We start from the raw sequence: 22267 nt of genomic DNA on the forward strand, positions 1-22267 counted from the left end.
CTTGAGAAAACGGTTCCCGTAATCACCGATACCGTAGCCTTGTTCATCCATATTAAACAATTGGACATTGGCGAGAATATTCCCATCGCGCAACTGCATCATGTTACGCAATTCGGCATCATACCAGCCCACAGGATGATGAGCAATGGAGTCGTAAGTTTGGGCTTGCACTCCGGCACATAAGAAAAGAAGTGCGGTAAGAATGGTAATGTGCTTTTTCATTGCTTTAAAATTTAAAGGTTAATACTTCGTCCGTTAGTTTTCTTGTTGCAAATGTATTCAGAAAACCAAATCGGAGTGTCATTTTGCCTTTAAAGAATTATAAAGCAGTTTTTGCTAATCGCTTATTTATCAGTGAGATAAGTTCTTGAAAAAAGTTTATAAGCAATTATAAGTAAATTCTTGTAAACCGTTGTATTTCAATATGTTCAAAGCAAATTTATGAGCGTGTTGCCAATGTCGTCGGAACCGAAAACCGTTTTCATTTCCTTGGCGCGAGTCCAAACGCTCTGATAGGAGCGTTGCACGAGGGCTGCAATCTGGGCTTCGTTGAGGCCGAGCAGATAGAGGCAGCAATAACGGATGTCGGTGGCATCCAGCGATGGATATTGCTTTTTCAACTTTTGTGGGAAATGGTTCAGGTTGCGGTCGGCGGCATCCATCAGTTGCATCATTTGTTCGTCGCGAAGGGCAATGTCCTTGAAATCAATTGTTTTCGAGTTGCTTTTGATATTCTTGCCTTGCAGCGAACTGAGGATTTCAACGCAAACCGGTTCGGCAAGGAAACGGTCGTAACTCTGTTTTTCGGCATCTACGTGTTCGATTTTTTCCTGCAAGAGCGTTTCCCTTTCCTTCGACTCGCGAATGGCCTGTTCCTGGTTTCTGATGGTTTCGTTGGCTTGCTTCACCTTGCCCGAAAGCACGGCTTGCTGCCATTCGGCCATTGTCTTGTATTTTCTGTAAATCAGTAAAATAATCAACAAAACGACTGCCAATGCCAAAATGATGATTGCTGAGATAGCCATGCTGAGGCGTTTGCTGAATTGCATTTCGGCTTCGGCTTTCTGCTGCTCGTAGTCGCTTTTCACCTTATTAATGTCATACTTCTTTTGGATTTCCTTACCGTCGTTGTGCCTGAAGTATTCATCGGCATAATGGACGGCATTCTCCAAGTTGCCGAGTTTGTAATAGGCGTGGAACATCCTTACAAAGTAATCGTTAGACTGTTTGTCCTTTGGACTTTGACTCATATTGCTGAAATAAATGCACGAATCGTAGACTTCTTTTTGGGAATATAAGGCACCTAACTGTTGGTAATAAATGTGTTTTGTGGCTGAAAATGCAGGTTCGCCAGTTTTTTGAAGGTAGTCGAGGCCTTCTTTGACGGTTTTTATTCCTTTGTCAACCAATGCGATGCGCTCTGTTGAATCGGTGCAGGTTGAATCGCTCGCCATAACGGAATAATAATGGCCGAGATAATTCCGACCGAGAGCGCAATCGTAATTGTTTTGTCTCTTTTCAGCCACATTCAAAGCCTTTTGGTAACTGGTAAGACAACTGTCGTATTCATGTTGTTCCAAGAAAATCATTCCCATGCGCATATAGGTCTTGAACATTTTGTTTTCTTCCTGCCTCGAAAGATAATAATTCCTTACCCAACGGAGATAATCCAGACCTTCTTCTAACTGCCCTGATGTCTGGCAAAGCGAGCTAAGTAATTGGTAAATAGAGCATTTCGTGCTGTTAATAACTTCTTCATCGGTGCGTGACGGCTTTGAAAAACTTTTGAAACGCTCATCAACCGTCTTGCATTTGTCGATGGTTTCGGCGGCTTTCAGCAGATAATCCATGCTGGTTTTGCGGTCGTTTTCCACCGAAATCATGTTTTTCAGGCCTAAATAAAGGTAGGTTTGGGCTTCCATGTATTTGTCCTTGCCACCGATGAAGGTTTCGGAAGCAATTTGCATCAGCGAATCGGTGAGCGCATCATCTTTCAGGTGCATTTCGTGCCGCGTTTTCACCAAAAGCAGGCAATAATGCGCGCGTTCTTTCTTAGGAAGATTTTGGTAGGGCAAAGTGTCGAGAATCGCCAAGGCGCTGTCGGGTTTTGCGCCCACGAATGACTCGATGGCATACAAGGTGTTTTCGGTTGGCGTAGGCGCCGTGTTGCTGCGGTTGCAGGCGCAACTGATTATCAAGATGATGAAGAAGAAATATAATCTGTTCATATATAATTTGTTATAATCAAATTTCTCTTAGTCAAGAATCCAGAATTAGTGATTCCTAAATTCAAAAGCAAATGCAACTTTTACGGATGGTAAATCAACCATGGATTTTATCAATCGGAATAAAGGGCTTTTCCAATCTTCCCATCCAATAGAAAAAGTCTCATTTAATCAGCGAACAAAGATACACATTTTCAGCGATAAATGTGCAGAATTTTTCATAAAGCAAAACTCGGATACCAAAGTATTTTTATTCAAATTAGGCACAAAATCTTATCACATTTATCAACATTGTTGCATTTATAACTTGAATTCAGCATCGTTTCGATATTTTGGATGCAAAAGTGGAGATATTTTCTCAATACACATGGAGAAAACATAAAAAGAGACGCGATGTCCCTGCCTTCGCAGAAATGACTCGCGTCTCAAATTATTCTCGTTTAAAAAATCAATTAAGCATCGATATTTGCGTAAGTTGCATTCTGTTCGATGAACTCACGGCGTGGCGCCACCTCGTCGCCCATCAGCATAGAGAAGATGTGGTCGGCTTCCATAGCGTTTTCAATAGTCACCTGGCGCAAAGTGCGGTGAGCCGGGTCCATGGTGGTCTCCCAAAGCTGTTCGGGGTTCATTTCACCAAGACCTTTGTAACGCTGCACTTCGTAACCACCGACGGTGCCGTTTTTCGTGTATTCGGCCATGCCTGCAATGCGTTCTTCATCAGTCCAGCAATAACGCATCGGCTTGGTGCCGCGCTTGATGAGGTACAACGGAGGCGTAGCGCAATACACATAACCGTTTTCAATCAGTTCGCGCATGTAGCGGAAGAAGAAGGTCAGAATCAAGGTAGTGATGTGACTACCATCGACATCAGCATCGGTCATGATGATGACCTTGTGGTAACGCAGTTTTTCGAGATTCAGCGCCTTGCTATCTTCTTCAGTGCCAATGGTTACGCCCAAAGCGGTATAGATATTCTTGATTTCCTCGCTATCGAAAACGCGGTGTTGCATGGCCTTTTCGACATTCAGAATCTTACCGCGCAAAGGCAGGATGGCTTGGAAAGTACGGTCGCGGCCTTGCTTTGCGGAACCGCCAGCGGAATCACCCTCAACGAGGTAAAGCTCCGTCTTGGCAGGGTCGCGTTCCGAGCAGTCGGACAGCTTGCCCGGCAAACTGAAACCTGAGAGCGCACCCTTGCGCTGCACCATTTCGCGAGCCTTGCGGGCAGCCTGACGCGCCTGTGCCGAAAGAACGACTTTATCGAAAATTATTTTAGCTTCCTTAGGATGCTCTTCCAGATAATTGGCAAGGTGTTCGCCAACGATGGAATTGACGATGCCCATCACTTCATCATTGCCCAATTTGGTCTTGGTCTGGCCCTCGAACTGAGGTTCAGGCACCTTGACGGAAATGACCGCCGTCAAGCCTTCGCGGAAATCATCGGGCGAAATCTTCACTTTCGATTTTTCCAAAAGACCTGATTTTTCAGCGTAGGCATTGAATGAACGGGTCAAGCCGGAGCGGAAACCCTGCAAATGGGTGCCGCCTTCTATCGTATTGATATTATTGACGTAAGAATGAAGGTTTTCGGAATATTCCTCGTTGTATTCCAAAGCGATTTCAACCGGCACATTGTTCTTTTCGCCGACAATCGAAATCGGTTCAGGGATCAGTTTCACGCGGTTAGCATCGAGATAGCCTATGAAATCGGTAAGGCCGTTTTGCGAATAGAAGACCTCGCTCTTGAAGCTGCCGTCTTCCAACTTCTGGCGCTCATCGGTAAGCTGAATGGTAATGCCATGATTCAGATAAGCCAATTCGCGCATACGGTTGGCCAAGGTAGCATAATCGTATTCCGTAGTTTGGAAAATGGAGCCATCGGGCTGGAAAGTGATGCGCGTACCGTTTTTGTCGGTTTCGCCGACCACCTTCACAGGATACAGCGGCTTGCCACATTCGTATTCCTGACGGAAAATCTTGCCTTCACGATAGACCTCAGCGGTGAGATGTGTCGACAAGGCATTCACGCAGCTGACACCGACGCCATGCAGACCGCCAGAGACCTTATAGGAACCCTTATCAAACTTACCGCCGGCGTGCAGCACCGTCAGCACGACCTCCAAAGCCGATCGTTTTTCCTTCTCATGCATACCCGTAGGAATACCACGACCATTATCCAAAACGCTGATGCCGTTGCCTTCCAGGATGCGCACATCAATGGTGTCGCAATAGCCGGCCATAGCCTCATCTATGGAGTTGTCGACGACTTCGTAAACCAAATGGTGCAGACCACGGAAATGGACATCACCAATATACATGGCAGGGCGTTTTCTTACGGCTTCCAGACCTTCGAGGACCTGAATTTTATTCGCACCGTATTCTTCGCTTGCCAATTCTCTTTTTTCTTCTTCTGTCATTTTATTTCGATTTTATACTCTTTTCAAATAAAGAGCAAAGATAGACAATTTTTCCGAATTATCAGGATAAAAATTTAAAAAATCGGTTTCCACCGAAAACACGTCAATCGGCTTAAAAAGTGGCAAATTTTGGATTTGGTGAAAATTTAGGTTTTAAAGGAAATAAAAAAGTGGATTTAGAAATGAGGCGGTTTTTACGGCATTTCCGAGACTTGACAGCAACACAGCCATTCATCAGACGACAAAATCACGGCTTGTTGTCAATGGAAATTCTCACTCCGCATCAATCAAGAAAACGGCTACTTGCCGCGTGCCGTGCGCTCCGATGATTTGTGTCTGCTCGATGTCAGAAGTGCGGCTCGGCCCTGTGATAATGGCAATTTGCGATGGATTTCCTGAGCCATATTTTCCCTTCAGCTTGAAGAAAGCATCTTTCATGCCATTGACAATCTGATTGGTGGTGGCGGTCACTAAAAGGATTTCCGGTGTAGCATAGTTTTTCCTTGAATGACACATCTTTTCCGAAAGCACAATGCTGCCAGTTTGGGCAACAAGACATTCACAGTCGGTGATGCTGACTAATTTCTGCTTCGGTTCGCGTGCCGAGTCGGTGGTGTAGGCTATGCCGTTGCGTTCCAGCATTTTCTGCATGGTCGGACTGGTGCACCACAGTGGTTCCCAAGCGTTTTCGGGCGCGAGTTGCCTGAGACATTCTGCAAATTCGTCTTCGTCTTCAAGGTAAACGAAAATGCCGCCTTGATCCTTGAAATTCTGGACGAAAGTAATGGCTGTTCCGTCTTCTTCCTTGATGGGAATCCATGTGTCGGTGTGCTGGTCGACATCTTGAATCAGGGCTTCCTGCTTCTCGATGATAGCGTTTCTGACATCGCCTAAAATCTGCTCCTTGTTGGTGATTTCGCGTTTGAAGTCTCGTGCCATAACTTATTTATTTTCAGTTTCTTCGTAAACTATTTCAGCATCTTCAGCCGTGGCAGTAATGGCTGGTTTTTCGGCTTCTTCCTCTTTTGTCCAAGGACGTTTGCCGAAAATGGTTTCAAGGTCTTCGCCGAAAATCACTTCCTTGTCGATGAGTTTGTTGGCTAATTGCGTAAGTCCGTCGATGTGTTCTGTCAAAATGGTAACAGCTTCCTGATAGGCTTGTTCAACCATCTTGCTGATTTCCTTGTCGATGACTTCAGCCGTCTTTTCGCTGTATGGTTTTGTCAGGCTGTAATCCTGCTGACCTGTTGAGTCATAGTAACTTAGGTTGCCGATTTCATCGTTCAGACCATAATAAGTCACCATGGCGTAGGCTTGTTTCGTCACTTTTTCAAGGTCGGAAAGGGCTCCGGTGGAGATTTGGCCAAACACAACCTGTTCGGCTGCACGGCCGCCCAAAGTGGCAATCATTTCGTGATACATCTGTTCTTTGGTCGTAATCTGGCGTTCCTCAGGCAGATACCAGGCGGCGCCGAGCGACTTGCCACGCGGCACGATGGTCACTTTCACCAAAGGATGCGCGTATTGCAGCAGCCAACTCGTTGTGGCATGACCGGCTTCGTGGAAAGCGATGACTTTCTTTTCTTCCGCCGTGATGATTTTATTCTTCTTTTCCAAACCGCCAATGATACGGTCGATGGCATCGAGAAAGTCTTGTTTTTCAATCTGTTCCTTTTCCTTGCGAGCAGCCATCAAAGCGGCTTCGTTGCAAACGTTGGCAATGTCGGCACCCGAGAAACCTGGGGTTTGCTTGGCCAAGAAATCACGGTCGACATCGGGACCGAGTTTCAGGTTGCGCATGTGGACTTCGAATATTTCCTTACGGCCAATCAGGTCAGGCAATTCGACATAAATCTGACGGTCGAAACGGCCAGCACGCATCAAGGCCTTGTCGAGAATATCGGCACGGTTTGTAGCAGCCAAAACAATGACACCTGAATTGGTACCGAAACCGTCCATTTCAGTAAGCAGCTGATTCAAAGTACTTTCCCTTTCATCATTGCCGCCGTTCATTGGGTTTTTGCCACGGGCACGGCCAATGGCATCTATTTCATCGATGAAGATGATGCAAGGCGATTTGTCCTTGGCATTCTTGAACAAGTCGCGGACGCGAGAGGCACCTACGCCGACAAACATTTCAACGAAATCGGAACCCGAAATGCTGAAAAACGGCACATTGGCTTCGCCAGCCACTGACTTGGCTAACAAGGTCTTACCTGTTCCTGGAGGGCCGACAAGCAGCACGCCCTTTGGAATCTTGCCGCCCAATTTGGTGTATTTAGCAGGATTCTTCAGGAAGTCGACGATTTCCATGATTTCCACCTTGGCTTCTTCCAATCCGGCGACATCTTTAAATGTCACATTGACAGGCACATTGTCCTTGTCGTAAAGTTGCGCTTTCGATTTTCCAATGCTGAAAATCTGACCACCGCCGGCTCCGCGACCCATCGAGCGCATGATGATAATCCACACGACAATGAGTAAAATGAATGGGAACCAGCCGATTAGGAAATCCGACATCCAGCTTTTTCTGCGAACGTTTTCAATGTAAACTGGATTTTTGACTTCCTGCTGTGATTCTTCAACCATTTCTTCGAAGCGGTCGAGGGAACCTATCTTGTAGGTGTAGCTTGGCGTTGTGGTTGTGCCTTTCTTGTTAGGTATTACATCAGGGAAGTTCTTCTTCAAACCTTTCTCGTTCAGGTAGATTTCAGCATCTTCCTTGTTGACAAGTTCGATTTTGTAGACTTCTTCGTTTTTCAGCAATTCTTGCAGTTTGCCTTGGTTGACATCTTCTGTAGGCACATTTCCTTTGCCGTAAAAAATGTTGATGCCAATAAAGACGGCTGCTAAAATGGCATAAATCCAATAGAAGCTGCCACGCTTCTTATTGGGTTTTCGTTTCGGAACATTCGGTTGGTTCGGTTGATTCTGACTGCCGTTTGTCGGATTTTCGCTCATTACTAAGTGTTTGATTTTGATTTATTTATTCTTCTGATTCTTTCACAATGCGTTCAGCGTCGGCCCAAAGTTCTTCCAATTTGTAGAAACTGCGGGCTGATTGCAGGAAGACGTGAACGACAACGTCGACGAAATCAATCAAAATCCATTCCGTATTTTCGCGGCCTTCGATGTGAAAAGGCTTGATGTGCAGTTTTTCGCGCACCAAATCTTCCACTTTTTCGGCAATGGCATCGACTTGCGTCTTGGAAGGGGCGTGGCAGATGACGAAATAATCGGTCACGGCGCCGTTGGCTTCCCTCAGGTCCAAAGTCACTATCTCTTTGCCTTTCAGTGCGTCCATGGCTTCAACTACGGTGGCGGCAAGCTCTTCTGAATTGCCGTTTTGATGTCTTATTCTTTTTTCTTCTTCCATAATTTTTCAATTCAATTTCAAATAAAACGCAAAAATACTCTTTTTTGTTTTATCTGCCTTGATTTGCCGAAAATTCCCTAATTTTGACCCGTTATTTTTCAATGAAAATCTGAATTTAAATCTTTGAATTTTTAAATCTTAAATCTTTAAATATTAAATCATCAAATTTTAAATCCCCGCTTATGAGCAATTTCAGAGCCTTACTCCCCGAAGTCAACACTTTTATCTTTGATTATGACGGCGTTATGACCGATGGAACCGTTTACATGGATTCGAATGGCGACCCTTTGCGCACTTCCAATGTGAAGGATGGCTATGCCTTGCAGCTGGCCGCCAAACTGGGCTACAATGTGGCTGTCATTTCGGGTGCTATCAGCACGAACATCGAAAAACGCTTACATTCGCTTGGCATTCAGGATGTTTTTACGGGTGTGCCCGACAAAGTGAAAAAACTTGAAGCCTATATGAAGGAGAAAAACCTGAAACCGTCGCAAATCGTTTATGTCGGTGACGATATTCCTGACATCCGCGTGATGCGCATGGTAGGCGTGCCGGTTTGTCCGTCGGATGCGGCGCAGGAAGTGAAGGAAATCAGTTGCTACATAAGTTTTTGCGGAGGCGGAAAAGGTTGCGTGCGCGACATTATCGAACAGACGCTGAAAGTGCAAGGCAAATGGATGACCGCCGAAGCGTATTCGTGGTGATTATTGGACAATTTGACTATTAGACTTTTGGACAATTTGACTATTAGACTTTTAGACGCTTTGACGGCTTTTGTTGAGGCCGTCATTCCCGCTGTCCTCCTCGCGAAGGCGGGGACGGGAATCTCATTTTGACTTTTGGACAACTTGACAATTGGATATTTTGACTATTAGACGATTAGACTTTTGGATGATTTATATTAAACTTTTTGAACAACTTTGAACTGTTGAAAACCGTAAACTGAAAACTGACAACCGATAACTGATAACTGTTAACCAATAAACACACTATGCTCTCAAACTTAAACAAATACAATATCATTCTCGCATCCAAATCGCCGCGTCGTCAGGAATTGCTGCGTGGTATGGGTTTGAAATTCACCATTCTGACCAAGGAAACGCCTGAAAATTTCCCAACCGAAATGCCGTTGGACAAAGTCCCGCAGTTCTTGAGCCAGCAGAAATCGAAGGCTTTTGATGAAAACGAATTGCCTGAGAATTATCTCATTATTACTTCCGATACTGTCGTGATTGCTGAAAATGAAATACTTGGCAAACCGAAAGACCGCAACGATGCCTTGCGCATGTTGGCGCTTTTGTCAGGGAAGACGCATCATGTAGTGACGGGCGTGACGGTGCGTACGGCAAAAAAAGTCAAGACTTTTGGCGTGAAATCGAAGGTGACTTTTGCCGCGCTCGATGCAGAGGAAATGGCTTATTATGTTGATAATTACCGCCCTTACGATAAGGCTGGCGCCTACGGCATTCAGGAGTGGATTGGCTATGTCGGCATATCGGGCCTGAACGGTTCGTTTTACAATGTGATGGGCTTGCCGACGCGCCGACTTTATCAGGTCTTGAAAGATTTCTGACTTTTTCCGCTTCTGGCCTTTGGCTGTTAGCTTTTGGCAATCAATCTTTTACCATTTTGCAGGATTGCGTTTCATGAACCAATAAGCCAAAAGCCTGTTGCCAATAGCCAAAAGCCTTTTTTTGAATGATAAATGACATAATTTCCTGCTTTTTGTATCTTTGCAGACTTATTCAATGAAAATGAGCGAAAAACGACCTTTGATATTGATTACAAACGATGACAGTTGCCACGCAAAAGGCTTGAAAAAACTGACTTCCTTGATGCGCACGCTTGGCGATGTGGTGGTGATTACGACCGAACAAGTGATGTCGTCGAAAAGCCATTCCGCCACTTTGCAATCGCCGCTTTATGTGCGTTTGGCTGAAGAAAGTGAGGGCTACAAGGAATACCATTGCAACGGAACGCCAGTCGACTGCGTGAAACTTGGTTATCAGCGCGTGCTGGAGCGTTGGCCCGATTTGGTCGTTTCGGGCATCAATCATGGTTCGAATGCGGGTTCAACGGTGGTTTATTCCGCCACGGTCGGGGCGGTGGTCGAGGCTTGCATGGATGGCATGACGGCCATTGGTTTCAGTCTTGATTGCTTTGATGCCGATGCCGATTTCGACCATTTGGATGCTGCCATTTTGTCAATCACGAAAAAAGTGCTTGCCGAAGGTCTGCCGAAAGGTGTCTGCCTAAACGTGAATTTCCCGAAGCGTTGCGACGAACCACTGAAAGGCATAAAAATATGCCGTCAGGCAACGGGGAAATGGGTTGAGCCTTTTGAAGCGCATTACGATGAAAACGGCAATGTGTATTACGATTTGAGAGGCGAATTTGTCACAAACGACTTGACGCCCGACACTGATATTTATGCAGTTGAGCACAACTACGTCTCTGTGGTGCCGACGCAATACGATTGGACTGCAAAATCGGCTTTTGATAGTTTAAGGAATTATGAATCAATGCTTTTAGAAAATGGAAATCAAGGATAACTTTTGGCTGGGATTATTGGCTGGTGCGGCCAGTTTCGGATTGTTTTATTTCTTGCTCAGCCTGATTCCGTGGGGCGAACCTTATTTCAGGGCACCTTGGCTTTTGGCTTTCATCCCGGGCATCATTCTGTTCAGGATGATGTTGGTGAAATGGAATCTCGACAAAATGGGAAGAGGCGTGTTGCTCGTCACCATTATAGGGATGCTCCTCGTGTTTTTCTTGATTTAGTTTTTATTGTGTAACAATCTGATACTGAAATGAAATATTACATCATAGCGGGAGAGGCTTCGGGCGATTTACACGCTTCCAATCTGATTGCCGAACTGAAGAAGAAAGATGCTCATGCGGAATTCCGCGCATGGGGTGGCGACTTGATGAAAAAGCAAGGCGCGACCTTGGTGAAGCATTACCGTTACATGGCTTTCATGGGTTTTGTGGAGGTGGCGGTCAACATTCGGAAGGTGCTTAATAATATAAAGGAGTGCAAGAAAGACATGCTTGCCTATAAGCCCGATGCAGTCATTCTTGTTGATTATCCGGGTTTTAATTTGCGCATGGCGAAGTTCGCTCACGACAACGGTCTCAAGGTGTTTTATTACATTTCGCCTCAGGTCTGGGCTTGGAAACGCCGCCGCGTGAAGAAAATCAAGCAGTCGGTCGACGAAATGCTTGTGATTCTACCGTTTGAAGAAGAGTTTTACAGGAAATATGGCGTTAACGTGAGTTATGTCGGCAATCCGCTTTTGGATGCCTTGTCGCACACAAACGAGATTTCGCGCCAGAGTTTTTCGCGGAAAAACAACCTCGCGGAAAAGCAGGAAATCATTGCGTTGTTGCCAGGCAGCCGCACTCAGGAAGTGAAACGCACACTACCCACCATGTTGAGTGTGATGCCGAAATTCGCTGATTATCAGTTTGTCATTGCAAAAGCGCCATCGTTGGATAAGGATTTCTACAAAAAACTGATTGGTGATGCAAATGTGCAAATCGTTGAAAATCAGACCTACGACTTGCTGCAACACGCAAGCGCCGCTATGGTGACATCGGGAACAGCCACTTTGGAAACAGCATTGTTTACCGTTCCTGAAGTCATCTGCTACAAGGCAAATTCGGTTTCCTATTGGATTGCCAGATACCTGATTCGGGTGAAATACATTTGTCTCGTCAATCTGATTTTAAACAAGGAAGCCGTCAAGGAGTTGATTCAAGGCGATTTGAACACCGAGAATCTTGCCGCCGAATTAGATAAATTGCTGCACGATTTCAAGCGTCAACGCCAACTTTTGGAGGATTACGAAACCTTGAAAGACGTGATGGGCAATGCCGGCGCATCGGGAAAAGCGGCTGAAATCATCGTGAACGGCTTGAAGTAACCACTATAATTTTTCTCGTAAGCAACTGATTTGTAATTGATTACAACAATTTACTTATAATTACTTATAAATTTTATAATCGATTGTTAATCAAATTGTTATAAGAATTTACTTATAATTACTTATAATTTTTTATTACGGAATTCTTGACTTGTTTTGTGCGCTTCCATAATTTTGCCTCAACAAATCATTTGCGTATGAAAAAGTTTTATTTTTTGTCATTGGCTTTGTTGCTGCTTGTCTCCGCTTCCGCACAAAACTGTTTCGACCTTTCCGATTTGACGGCACCCAATATCACCTGCACCTATGGCTTTTATGAAAATCCTTATCAACATAGAGGTGTCATTGATTACGGACAAGCCGACATGAATAGCAGACATACGGTAAACACGGTAAGATCGAGGGATCCGGTTGTACCAATATATACGATTCCCAAAGGGGAAGATTATTCGGTTCGGTTGGGAAATTGTCATTCAGGAGGCCATGCCGAGAGCATTTCCATTGAATATCAGGTTGACACATTAGAGTCGGATTTGCTGATAATGAGGTATGCGGTCATTTTGCAAGATCCGAGTCATGAACCTGAATATCAGCCCCGTTTCACTCTCGCAATTCTTGATACCGATAACAATCTGATTGATTCTGTTTGTGCCTTTGCCGATTTCATCGCCGACCACTCTTTGGGATGGCAGTCTGTTTATGATATTTTGTACAAAGACTGGACGACTATCGGTCTTGATATGACTCCCTATCATGGCAGGACAATCAGGGTACGATTAACGACTTACGACTGTGGGTATGGTGGACATTTCGGCTATGCCTACTTCATCTTGAAATGCGGACACAAGAAAATGACGGGCGAACTATGTGGCGATGTGGGAACCAACACATTTCATGCTCCCGACGGATTCAATTATCGGTGGTTTTACCGCGATGACCCTGAAACGACATTGTCTGTCAATCAGTCTGTTACTGTTTCCACTGGTGGATCGCGTCTGCTTTGTTGCCTTGTGTCGTTTGTTGATTGCGCCGACTGTAATTTTGAGTTAAACGCTTCTATGTTAAGCCGTTATCCATTGGCAGATTATGAAATTGTTCCCCAGGAATGTATTAATGTATTCCGTTTCAGAAACTACAGCACGATTTCAAATGATGGCGTGACACCAAGTCCCGAAGGTGGCACATGCGAAGCGGCATGGTGGGATTTTGGCGACGGAACCACTTCAACGGAAATGAATCCGTATCATTCGTTTCCTCCGGGCGATTATGAAGTCACTTTGGTGGCAGGTCTTAGCGAAAACGCTTGTACCGACACCATCCGCCAGTGGGTTTCCATTCCCATACAAGGCTATCTCGAGACCTATGTTTGCGACTCGTTGGTCTGGAATAACAAAGTCTTTCGCGAAAGCGGTCAATATTTGGAAAATGTGCCAACCGCTTTGGGATGCGACAGCTTGATTTCCATGGATTTGACGGTTTATCGCAGCAACGGATCTTCTTTTGACGACCAAGGTTGCAATGTGTATTCATGGAATGAAATGGATTATGAAGAATCGGGAGTTTATTACCAGACTTTCGACAATGTATTTGGATGCGACAGCCTTGTAGAAATGTATCTCAGCATGAATTACACACCAAATCACACCATCGTAGGAGACCATTGGCCGATTGGCGGCAGCGAAACACATATCAGCGTTTACAATTACGACATCCAACTTGAAGATGACCGATGCCAATTCGACACGGTCATTTGGTCGGTCGATTGCCCGAATTGGTACATTGAGCCACATGGCAAAGGCGAAACCTGCACCTTATATATTTACTCATATTTGCTTGAGCCTGTCGATCTTCACGCCACCGTCGTCAACCGCTGCGATTCGGTGACAAATGATTTTTCCATCAAGACTTCTTATTTTGGCGTTGAGGAAAACATGGAATGCGTTTCGGTCAGTCCAAACCCGACATCAGGCGAAGTAATGATTGGCTTTGGCAGTTTGACAGGAGAAACCATTATAAGATTGTACAATGTGAATGGTTCGCTTGTCGATGAATTCAGTCTGAATCTTGATGGAATGACAAAGACTTTCCCTTATTCCATTCACGACATTGACAGCGGATTATGCTATCTGGTCATCAATAACAGCGGCATTTTGAAGACTTTCAAAATATTGATAAACAAATGATTGCTATGAAAAAGAATTTGCTGTTTCCGATTTTTACCTTTTTTGTTCTGTCTTTCGCTTCGTGCGTGAAAGACGGCAATGAAACGGTTTTGATAAACGACCCCCAGGACATTCCATTTATCACGGACTTCCTGCCAGCCGATTTGCTGGCACTTTATGGTGAGGAAAACATTTATTTTGGCGACGTGCCGCCCTTAGTTGATTTGCAGTTCAAGTCGAACCATCAGTATGTGGCAACGAATCTGCAACCACCTTATTGTCCGCCGATTGGCAGCGTTACACCTGTCACACATTATCATCGTTTAGCAAATCAGTATCTGCAAATCGCTGATTACTACAGTATGAGTTCCGAGGAACAGCATTGCCATTTCATATCGCCCGTGTATATGACAGGCCATGAGACAGCCGAGCATCATTTGCTGTTTACGGCTTATTATATGGAAGAGCCTTCTACTGATGGACATCCCGTCCATGCAGTCGTACTCTCCGGCAAATTCACTCCGAAAGGAGTCGAAAATTTCATGTATGGCTACAAAATCTTGAGATATAACGATTCCATTGTCCCTACTTCGGTATATCCGGCGGAATCAATCTTTGTCTTCAGAGATTATGACGGGTTGGCCGACACTTGCACTTGGTACGATAATTCATTGAATGTCAACAGTCTTTCAACAATTCATTAAATATCAGCGGCTATGAAAAGGATTTGGGGATTATTGCTAATCGTGCAGCTTTTGTCTTTGGCTCAGCTCAACGCACAAGTTGGCGGCAACAAGCCTTTAAGACAGAAAAGCTATATTTGCCGTAATACAAGCAAACTCAGCATTGGAGTGATAGCTGGAGGTTCGTATAGCGATATGATTTACTCCGATGTAACCAAGGCAAAACCATTGGGTTTGTTTGGTCCTGTGGGAGGTGTGGCTATGGAATGGAATGGAAACAGCCATTTTTCGCTTGGCTTCAATGCTTTGTATGCCGTCCGTGGCACACGGAAATCCTTTGACACTGAATTTCAGACAAGTTTCACCGAAACGAACACTGCACATATCGATTACCGATTGACTATGAATTGCTTGGATATCAGAATTCCGATAAGCTATTACTTTGGTTATGAAAGCAATACGCGCTTCTATGCTTTTGTCGCACCCAACTTCAGCCTTTTGCTGAATGGCAACATGGCTTGGCATCGCACTTACCTGAAAGAGAATCCATTTTATGGTTCGACGGACTACGAAATGGATTTGACGAAAGCCAACGCACGTCCCTACGAGATAAGTGCTTTGATTGGTGTGGGCATTCGTCAGCACCTGCAAGTCAATCGTTTGCAGATGTATCTGAAAGTTGACTTTGCCTTCAATTTTGGCCTAATGAATGATTTTTCTGATGCAGAGATGAATCTCGAACCTGTTTTCTCAGGCTGGGGCGACATCGAACATGAAACATTGGGAACACGCCGAATGCAAGCTCTGGAACTGAAAGTCTCTCTGATGATACCGTTCAAAAAACATTTGAAAGATGCTTGCACAAAACTTGGAAAAATCAACTGATAGGCTTATTTTTGTTGCCTCAATATGAGTACTTGGGGCAAATATCCATTCCTCCGTATCCTTTGGCCTTTCGCTTTAGGTATTTGGTGCTTTGTGTCCTTCCCCACTTTCCGATTGATGCCTTCGGCTTTGATTTTCATAGCTTTGGCTCTGTTTTTCATCGCTGTTCTGGCTTCGCGGTTTTGCACCAAACCACGCTTGAACTGGATTTTCGGTGTGGTGATTTCCTGCTATCTGTTTTGTGCAGGCTATGCCATGACGCAAGCACATGATGTTTCCATCCAAAAAACTTATTTCCGTAATTTTGAAGCGGATGCAAATTGCTATGTGGCACGCGTTTACGATTGCCCGACCGAAAAGGAAAACTCCCTGAAAGTCATTCTGGACTTGGACAGCCAGTATTCCGATTCATCGGAGCTGCGCACGGTTTCGGGTAAAGTCATGGCGTATTTTCAGAAATCGGATGCGGCAATGCAATTGCGCTATGGCGATTTGATTGCATTTCCTTTGCCGATAGGTGAGGTGGCGGCACCGAAAAACCCCGAGGAATTTGATTACCGCGATTATCTTTTCCGCAAAGGCATCACGGGACAAATCTATTTAAAAGCGGATGATTGGGTTGATTTAGAGGCGAATAAGGCTAATCCGCTGTATGCTTTTTCCTATCGTTTCCGCGATGTGCTGTTGCGTTCGTTGCAGCGTTGCGGCTTGGATGGCGATGAGTTTGGTGTGGCAGCGGCCATTCTGTTGGGTTATGATGACAGTCTTCCTGCCGAGGTGCGTCAGAATTATGTTGCGGCAGGATCGATGCATATTTTGTGCGTTTCGGGTATGCACGTCGGCATCATTTATCTGCTGGCTTCGTTGCTGCTGGGTTTCCTGAATCGGAAGAAATGGCAGAAAACGTTCAAGCAGTTGCTGCTTTTAGCCTTGATTTGGTTCTATGCCATGATTGCAGGCCTTTCGCCATCCATTATGCGCTCGGCACTGATGATTAGTTTCGTGATTTTCGGTGAATTGCTGCACAGGAAAGGTTTTGCCGTCAATTCGATTGCGGCTTCGGCGTTGGTCCTGCTGTGTATCAATCCGAACAATTTGTTTGAAATCGGATTCCTGCTTTCCTACGTTGCGGTTGTCGGCATAGTGTTGCTGCAAAAACCGATATATGGCTGGTTCTGCTTCAAAAACAAGTTGTTGGACAAAGTTTGGGAGATTACGGCTGTCGCATTTGCCGCACAGTTTGCCACCATGCCGTTCACCTTGTTTTACTTCCATCAATTTACCGTTTACTTCTGGCTGAGCAATTTGTTTATGACCCCGATTTCTTTCGTGGTGATTATGGGCGGCATGATTTTGCTCTTGGTCTCGTGGATACCTTATATAAATGTCGCGGTCGGCTATTTGGTTTGGGGTGCGGTGTATCTGATGAACACTTTGATTGCATGGGTCGAAAGCCTGCCGCTTTCTATTATTAAAGGTATCTACATCAACGGAATGGAATTCACGATGCTTTTGCTGCTGTTCCTTTTCGTGATTCTGCTGGTCACGACACGCCGCCGTGGATTTTTCATTGCCATGCTTTCGGCGGCTTTGCTTTTTGTGTTTTCCGTCACGATTCGGCAATACAAAGTGGAAAAGCAGGACGAAATCGTTTTTTATAGTCTGCGCAAACATACGGCTGTCGATTTCGTGAAAGGCAATCAGCATGTTTTGTTGTGTGATACGGCTTTGGTCGCCGATGAAAGCGCGATAGATTACAGTTTAAAAGGTAATTGGGCGAAATGTAGTCTTTCGTCTCGTCCCGAAATCGTTTTCACGGATAATGATTTTGAAAATGCTTTTGTCCGAAAAAAGGATAATCTCGTTTCGTTTGGCGGCACTTTGATTGCGTTTTGGCAGGAAAGTGAGGCCGCAACCGATAGCTTGGATTATCGTATTCCAGTCGATTTTCTCGTGGTTACAGGCAAACAAAAGCCAAATGTTGATAAATTGTTGATTAATTATTCCGTGAATTGCCTCTTGATTGATGGTTCCGTGCCGTATTATCTGGCTGAAAAATGGATAAATCAGGCGGAAAACATGGGGCTGCCTTATAAAAACATCGGTACACAGGCTTTTATTTACGCAATTGAATGAAAAAAGTCAAAAATTTATCTTTCTGTAAATTAGCGTGTTATATTTTATGATTAAAAATAAATGAAAAAAAAGTAAAAAAACGCTTGCGGTGAATGAAAAAGGTTGTACTTTTGCACTCGCAAAGCAAAGCAATAGAGTTCTTTTTCAAGGCTGGTCCGGTAGTTCAGTTTGGTTAGAATGCCTGCCTGTCACGCAGGAGGTCGCGAGTTCGAGCCTCGTCCGGACCGCTCAAAGCGAGCAACCCAAATCGGGTTGCTTTTTTTTTAAACTTGATACGATGTCGTTTATTGAAGAAATCAACAGGCGGAGGACTTTCGCCATCGTCAGTCACCCGGACGCGGGTAAGACCACTTTGACCGAGAAACTTTTGCTTTACGGTGGTGCCATTCAGGTGGCAGGTGCCGTCAAGTCGAACAAAATCAAGAAGACAGCCACTTCCGACTGGATGGAAATCGAGCGGCAGCGTGGCATTTCCGTTGCCACTTCCGTCATGGGCTTCGATTACCAAGGCATCAAAATCAACATTTTGGATACGCCTGGCCATAAGGATTTCGCCGAAGACACTTTCCGAACTTTGACGGCTGTCGATAGCGTCATCGTGGTCATCGATTCGGCTAAGGGTGTGGAGTCACAGACCGAAAAACTGGTCGAAGTTTGCCGTATGCGCAAAACACCTATCATAGTTTTCATCAACAAGATGGACCGTCCAGGCAAGGATCCTTTTGAATTGTTGGACGAAATCGAACAAAAACTCGACATCCGTCTTACGCCGTTGAGCTGGCCTATCAACAGTGGCCCGAAATTCAAAGGTGTTTACAGCATCTACGACAAGAGCCTTTACCTTTTCAATTCCGACAAGCAGCATATCGCCGAAGGCATTGCTTTCGACGACCTTTCAAATCCCGATTTGGACAAAATGATTGGCGAAGATGCTGAAACCTTGCGCAACGAAACCGAACTGGTGCAAGGCGTTTACAATGAGTTCAGCCGCGAAGATTATCTGAATGGCGACATCTGCCCTGTGTTTTTCGGCTCAGCTTTGAATAATTTCGGTGTGAAGGAGTTGTTGGATTGCTTCATTCAAATTGCACCGACGCCTATTGGCCGCGATACCGAAGAACGTCGCATTGAGCCAACCGAAGAGAAATTTACGGGTTTCGTTTTCAAAATCCATGCAAACATGGATCCGAATCACCGCGACAGAATTGCTTTTGTGAGAGTGGTTTCGGGCCGTTTTGAACGCAATAAGAACTATTTCCATGTGCGTCAGCGTCGCGAGTTGAAGTTCTCTAATCCGACGGCTTTCATGGCTCAAAAGAAATCGGTGCTCGATGAAGCCTATCCGGGCGACATTGTGGGCTTGTATGATGCCGGGAACTTCAAAATCGGCGATACTTTGACCGAAGGCGAAATCCTGAATTACAAAGGCATTCCGAGTTTTTCGCCCGAGCAGTTCCGTTATGTCGAAAACTCCGACCCGATGAAATCAAAACAACTGGCAAAAGGTTTGGAACAACTGACAGACGAAGGTGTGGCACAGTTGTTTACGGGAAAAATGACAGGAAGAAAAATCATTGGAACCGTTGGCGAATTGCAGTTTGAAGTCATTCAATACCGTTTGCTGCACGAATACAATGCAAGTTGTCGCTACGAACCGATTTCACTCTACAAGACGGCTTGGATTACAAGCGAAAACGAAGCGCAACTCAATGATTTCAAGATGCGTAAGTCGTTGAATCTGGCAGAAGACAAGGACGGCCGCGATGTGTTTTTGGCCGAATCGCCCTACGCTTTGCAGATTGCGATGGAGAAATATCCCGATATTGAGTTTCATTTCACATCGGAATTCTGAGTAAGATCATAAAGTATATCTTATGTCGATGATGTGAAGTTTTCTTTATCATCGAACCAATAATAGATTCGACATTTCGGGTGAGCCAAATGTGACCGATATTCTTTATTGGCTTCTTTCTTGTGCAATAAACCGGAAGATGGAAAAGAATGTAACGACTTGACTGTGAAATTGATATTTTCATGCATTGTTATGACAAATTGATTGCCATAATTGTGGGCAATATACCAAGCCGAGATTTTGTTGACGGAATTGATTGCTTTTTTATGCCATATAAGTCTTAAAGCCGTTCCCATGCTGCAAAGGTTTTGTCCACAAGTTCTTCGGAAACGGTTTCGGAGTCTTCGCCATCTGCGAAAATGGAGTCGATGTCTTCAGAATCGATGCAATCTTGAGGGAACGGTTTCTTGAAATAATAGTTGTTGGCCAACATTTCATCTTGCAGCTGCTGGTCAAAACATTCGCTGGCGATTTTTTCTAATCGTGCTCTGTTGCAACATTCGTCTATCCGCAAAGACCATAATTTCAGCATTTCAACATCATCTTCTTTTTCAACACGGCTGATGATGGATTGCCGGATTGATTGAAGGCTCGGGCTTGAAACTGCATAGTTCGCGGCAGGTTCATGTAACTCATCCATTTTCTTCTTGATTTTATCGCGGCAAAGGTAACAAATCTTTTTGTTTTTTCCATTTCCATGTCTCTGCTTTTGGAATTTTCATATTTTTGCGTCCATAAAATTACAATTGTTTAACATTCTAATATCAAATCAAATGGGAAAGTTTTTTCAAGAATTCAAGGAATTTGCCATTAAGGGCAACGTGATGGACATGGCTATCGGTGTCGTCATCGGCGGCGCATTCGGCAAAATCGTCACATCATTGGTTTCAGACATTATCATGCCTGCAATTGGCGCTATCACCGGCGGACTGAATTTCACCGAGTGGAAATGGGTGATTTCGCAAGCCGTCATGGAAGGCGAAACCGTCGTCAAGCCGGAAGTGGCCATCACTTGGGGCAACTTCCTGCAAGTCATCTTCGACTTCATCATCATCGCTCTGTCAATCTTCATGGTTGTGAGAGGCATCAACAAAATGAAAGCTAAGTTTGAAAAGCCTGCCGAACCTGAAGCACCTGCCGCTCCAGCTGGCCCGACCCAGGAAGAACTCCTCGCCGAAATCCGCGACCTGCTGAAAAATAAGTAATCGTTCCTAACGGATTGAAAATGATAGGATGCGCCCGTTTTTGAGGTGCATCCTATTTTTTTGGTTCCACCTAAAACAAAACCAGATTCTTAGTTTATATGCATCATGGCTTTGGGCATGTGTTTGAGGAGAAGAGCAAATTTCTGAGGTTGGCTTTTTTTGCATTATTGGGATGTAAATCATAATCAAAAAGGGTCAGAAGTCAAGTTTCCTTTCCACCGAAATCATCCCGACATACACGCTGTTGCTGATGTCGGTGTCGTCGAAGGTCCGGAAAGCCATGTAAACATGAAAGTCACCATAGATCATCCTGTCAAACAAAGGACTGAACACTTCGTCTTTTCGCGATGCAGTATGAGATAGTTCCAATGACGACCGAAAACCGTAATTCCCTTTGTGCAAGAGAAACACCAATTGGTCGTCGGCATTGGCACAGGCTTGTCCGCTGTTGTTGGCCCATGTGAAAACGATGTTTCCGCCATCAACCTGCACCGATGCGTTTTCGGGTGGCGACAGGAATCCTTGGCACACCAGCACTTTCTGGGGGTCGAGGACCGGAGTGTCGTCAACGATGGTGAATGCATTCTTCATAAGGTGAGAAGAGGCCTGGCTGTAAGCCTTGCCTTTTTCAACGCTCTTGAAACTCGTCTTCAGGAAATCCTTGACGGGACTGAGGAACTCGGTCATCAGTGTGATTTTTTGGCGATGGATTAGCTGCTTCGGTGATTTCCTGTCGTGGTGGTACGAATTGCTCGAAGCTCTGACAATCTGCTCTCCGGAGCGAATGTAGAATGAAAGGTTATTTATTCTGCCTTTCATAAGTCCTGTTTTTGTGTATTGTATGGCCATGATAACTATATGGTATCGTTACTGTATGAATAGGCTGCAAATATAATAAAGATATGATGAATTGTCAACAAAAAGATAAAATAATTATCATTTATTTACCCTTAAATACTAAATAAAAGGTAAATATATGGTATATATATGCTAAATAAGTTATATGCAAGACATAGCGTTATAGTAGGATTTGGGTAGAGGGGAGGCTGGAGAATGGTACAAAACAAAACTGAAGATAATATTCACTTTTTCCCAATTTAACATGCATGTTTCAAAACATTCATTATTTTTGCGGTTGAATTCGAGGGAGAAATCTCGGATTTAGAAGGTTATTTGTGCTTATATCCAGCTGGCAATATCTGGAAAATAATGTAAAGGGATATAAGATACCAATTAGCCAGCCTTATTTGTATTTCAGGGGACTTCTATTTTTAGCATTTTCGCGCCATTCCTCTGAACTTCGTGAAGTCCATTAGCCAAATTTCAAAGTGAATGACACGGCAAATTTACAAATTTTCTTTCAATCTCTAACCTTTCATTATTATTTTATATTTTAT

Annotated in this window: 19 protein-coding genes and 1 tRNA gene; 12 read left to right on the forward strand and 8 right to left on the reverse strand. The window is 44.5% G+C overall.

Annotated features, from left to right (window positions below):
* The 6 genes from AC06MN_RS04680 to rsfS all read right to left on the reverse strand — a co-directional run.
* Positions 1-222, reverse strand: a 222-nt coding sequence (locus AC06MN_RS04680) for a hypothetical protein (protein WP_475671099.1), incomplete at its 3' end; no start/stop codon positions are given.
* 206 nt (positions 223-428) lie between these two features.
* Entirely contained in the window at positions 429-2228 is a 1800-nt protein-coding gene (locus AC06MN_RS04685) for a hypothetical protein (protein ID WP_475671197.1), read from the reverse strand.
* A gap of 449 nt (positions 2229-2677) precedes the next feature.
* Entirely contained in the window at positions 2678-4645 is a 1968-nt protein-coding gene (gene gyrB, locus AC06MN_RS04690; RefSeq protein ID WP_475671198.1) for a DNA topoisomerase (ATP-hydrolyzing) subunit B, read from the reverse strand.
* A 273-nt stretch (positions 4646-4918) separates the two neighbouring features.
* Positions 4919-5584: a LutC/YkgG family protein gene (locus tag AC06MN_RS04695; RefSeq protein ID WP_475671199.1), complete on the reverse strand. Its 666-nt coding sequence runs from the start codon at positions 5582-5584 to the stop codon at positions 4919-4921.
* 3 nt (positions 5585-5587) lie between these two features.
* On the reverse strand, positions 5588-7606 hold the full coding sequence (gene ftsH, locus AC06MN_RS04700) for an ATP-dependent zinc metalloprotease FtsH (RefSeq protein WP_475671200.1): 2019 nt from the start codon (positions 7604-7606) through the stop codon (positions 5588-5590).
* A gap of 25 nt (positions 7607-7631) precedes the next feature.
* Positions 7632-8021, reverse strand: coding sequence for a ribosome silencing factor (rsfS, locus tag AC06MN_RS04705; RefSeq protein ID WP_475671201.1), 390 nt, complete (start codon positions 8019-8021; stop codon positions 7632-7634).
* 182 nt (positions 8022-8203) lie between these two features.
* On the opposite strand from rsfS, the gene AC06MN_RS04710 reads away from it, so the two are divergent.
* The 11 genes from AC06MN_RS04710 to AC06MN_RS04760 all read left to right on the forward strand — a co-directional run bounded on the left by AC06MN_RS04710 (position 8204) and on the right by AC06MN_RS04760 (position 19665).
* Positions 8204-8725 carry a KdsC family phosphatase gene (locus AC06MN_RS04710; protein ID WP_475671202.1) on the forward strand — a complete coding sequence of 174 codons (522 nt, stop codon included), beginning with the start codon at positions 8204-8206 and terminating at the stop codon, positions 8723-8725.
* A 287-nt stretch (positions 8726-9012) separates the two neighbouring features.
* Positions 9013-9594: a Maf family nucleotide pyrophosphatase gene (locus tag AC06MN_RS04715; protein WP_475671203.1), complete on the forward strand. Its 582-nt coding sequence runs from the start codon at positions 9013-9015 to the stop codon at positions 9592-9594.
* Between the two features lie 181 nt (positions 9595-9775).
* Positions 9776-10573, forward strand: a complete 798-nt coding sequence (gene surE, locus AC06MN_RS04720) for a 5'/3'-nucleotidase SurE (RefSeq protein ID WP_475671204.1) — start codon at positions 9776-9778, stop codon at positions 10571-10573.
* Entirely contained in the window at positions 10557-10802 is a 246-nt protein-coding gene (locus tag AC06MN_RS04725; protein ID WP_475671205.1) for a hypothetical protein, read from the forward strand. Before surE ends, AC06MN_RS04725 begins: the two co-directional genes overlap by 17 nt.
* A gap of 29 nt (positions 10803-10831) precedes the next feature.
* A complete protein-coding gene (gene lpxB, locus AC06MN_RS04730; RefSeq protein ID WP_475671206.1) occupies positions 10832-11947 on the forward strand; it encodes a lipid-A-disaccharide synthase in 1116 nt (371 codons plus the stop codon).
* 197 nt (positions 11948-12144) lie between these two features.
* Positions 12145-14130, forward strand: a complete 1986-nt coding sequence (locus AC06MN_RS04735; protein WP_475671207.1) for a PKD domain-containing protein — start codon at positions 12145-12147, stop codon at positions 14128-14130.
* A 5-nt stretch (positions 14131-14135) separates the two neighbouring features.
* Positions 14136-14813 (forward strand): hypothetical protein, encoded by a 678-nt coding sequence (locus AC06MN_RS04740; protein ID WP_475671208.1) that lies wholly within the window; start codon positions 14136-14138, stop codon positions 14811-14813.
* A gap of 12 nt (positions 14814-14825) precedes the next feature.
* Positions 14826-15677, forward strand: coding sequence for an outer membrane beta-barrel protein (locus AC06MN_RS04745; protein WP_475671209.1), 852 nt, complete (start codon positions 14826-14828; stop codon positions 15675-15677).
* A 24-nt stretch (positions 15678-15701) separates the two neighbouring features.
* Complete coding sequence (locus AC06MN_RS04750) at positions 15702-17813, forward strand: ComEC/Rec2 family competence protein (RefSeq protein ID WP_475671210.1); 2112 nt, start codon at positions 15702-15704, stop codon at positions 17811-17813.
* A gap of 152 nt (positions 17814-17965) precedes the next feature.
* Positions 17966-18040: transfer RNA gene (locus tag AC06MN_RS04755), tRNA-Asp, on the forward strand.
* Between the two features lie 50 nt (positions 18041-18090).
* A complete protein-coding gene (locus AC06MN_RS04760; protein WP_475671211.1) occupies positions 18091-19665 on the forward strand; it encodes a peptide chain release factor 3 in 1575 nt (524 codons plus the stop codon).
* A 280-nt stretch (positions 19666-19945) separates the two neighbouring features.
* Here the strand turns inward: AC06MN_RS04760 and AC06MN_RS04765 are convergent, their stop codons facing one another.
* The gene (locus AC06MN_RS04765) at positions 19946-20305 is read right to left on the reverse strand and encodes a hypothetical protein (RefSeq protein WP_475671212.1); all 360 of its coding nucleotides are present in this window, start codon (positions 20303-20305) and stop codon (positions 19946-19948) included.
* A gap of 133 nt (positions 20306-20438) precedes the next feature.
* Between AC06MN_RS04765 and mscL the strand changes: the two genes are divergently transcribed.
* A complete protein-coding gene (gene mscL / locus AC06MN_RS04770; protein WP_475671213.1) occupies positions 20439-20870 on the forward strand; it encodes a large-conductance mechanosensitive channel protein MscL in 432 nt (143 codons plus the stop codon).
* 195 nt (positions 20871-21065) lie between these two features.
* Here the strand turns inward: mscL and AC06MN_RS04775 are convergent, their stop codons facing one another.
* Positions 21066-21689 carry a DUF6266 family protein gene (locus tag AC06MN_RS04775; RefSeq protein WP_475671214.1) on the reverse strand — a complete coding sequence of 208 codons (624 nt, stop codon included), beginning with the start codon at positions 21687-21689 and terminating at the stop codon, positions 21066-21068.
* Positions 21690-22267: the final 578 nt, after the last annotated feature.

Source organism: Candidatus Limimorpha sp. (assembly GCF_056203535.1).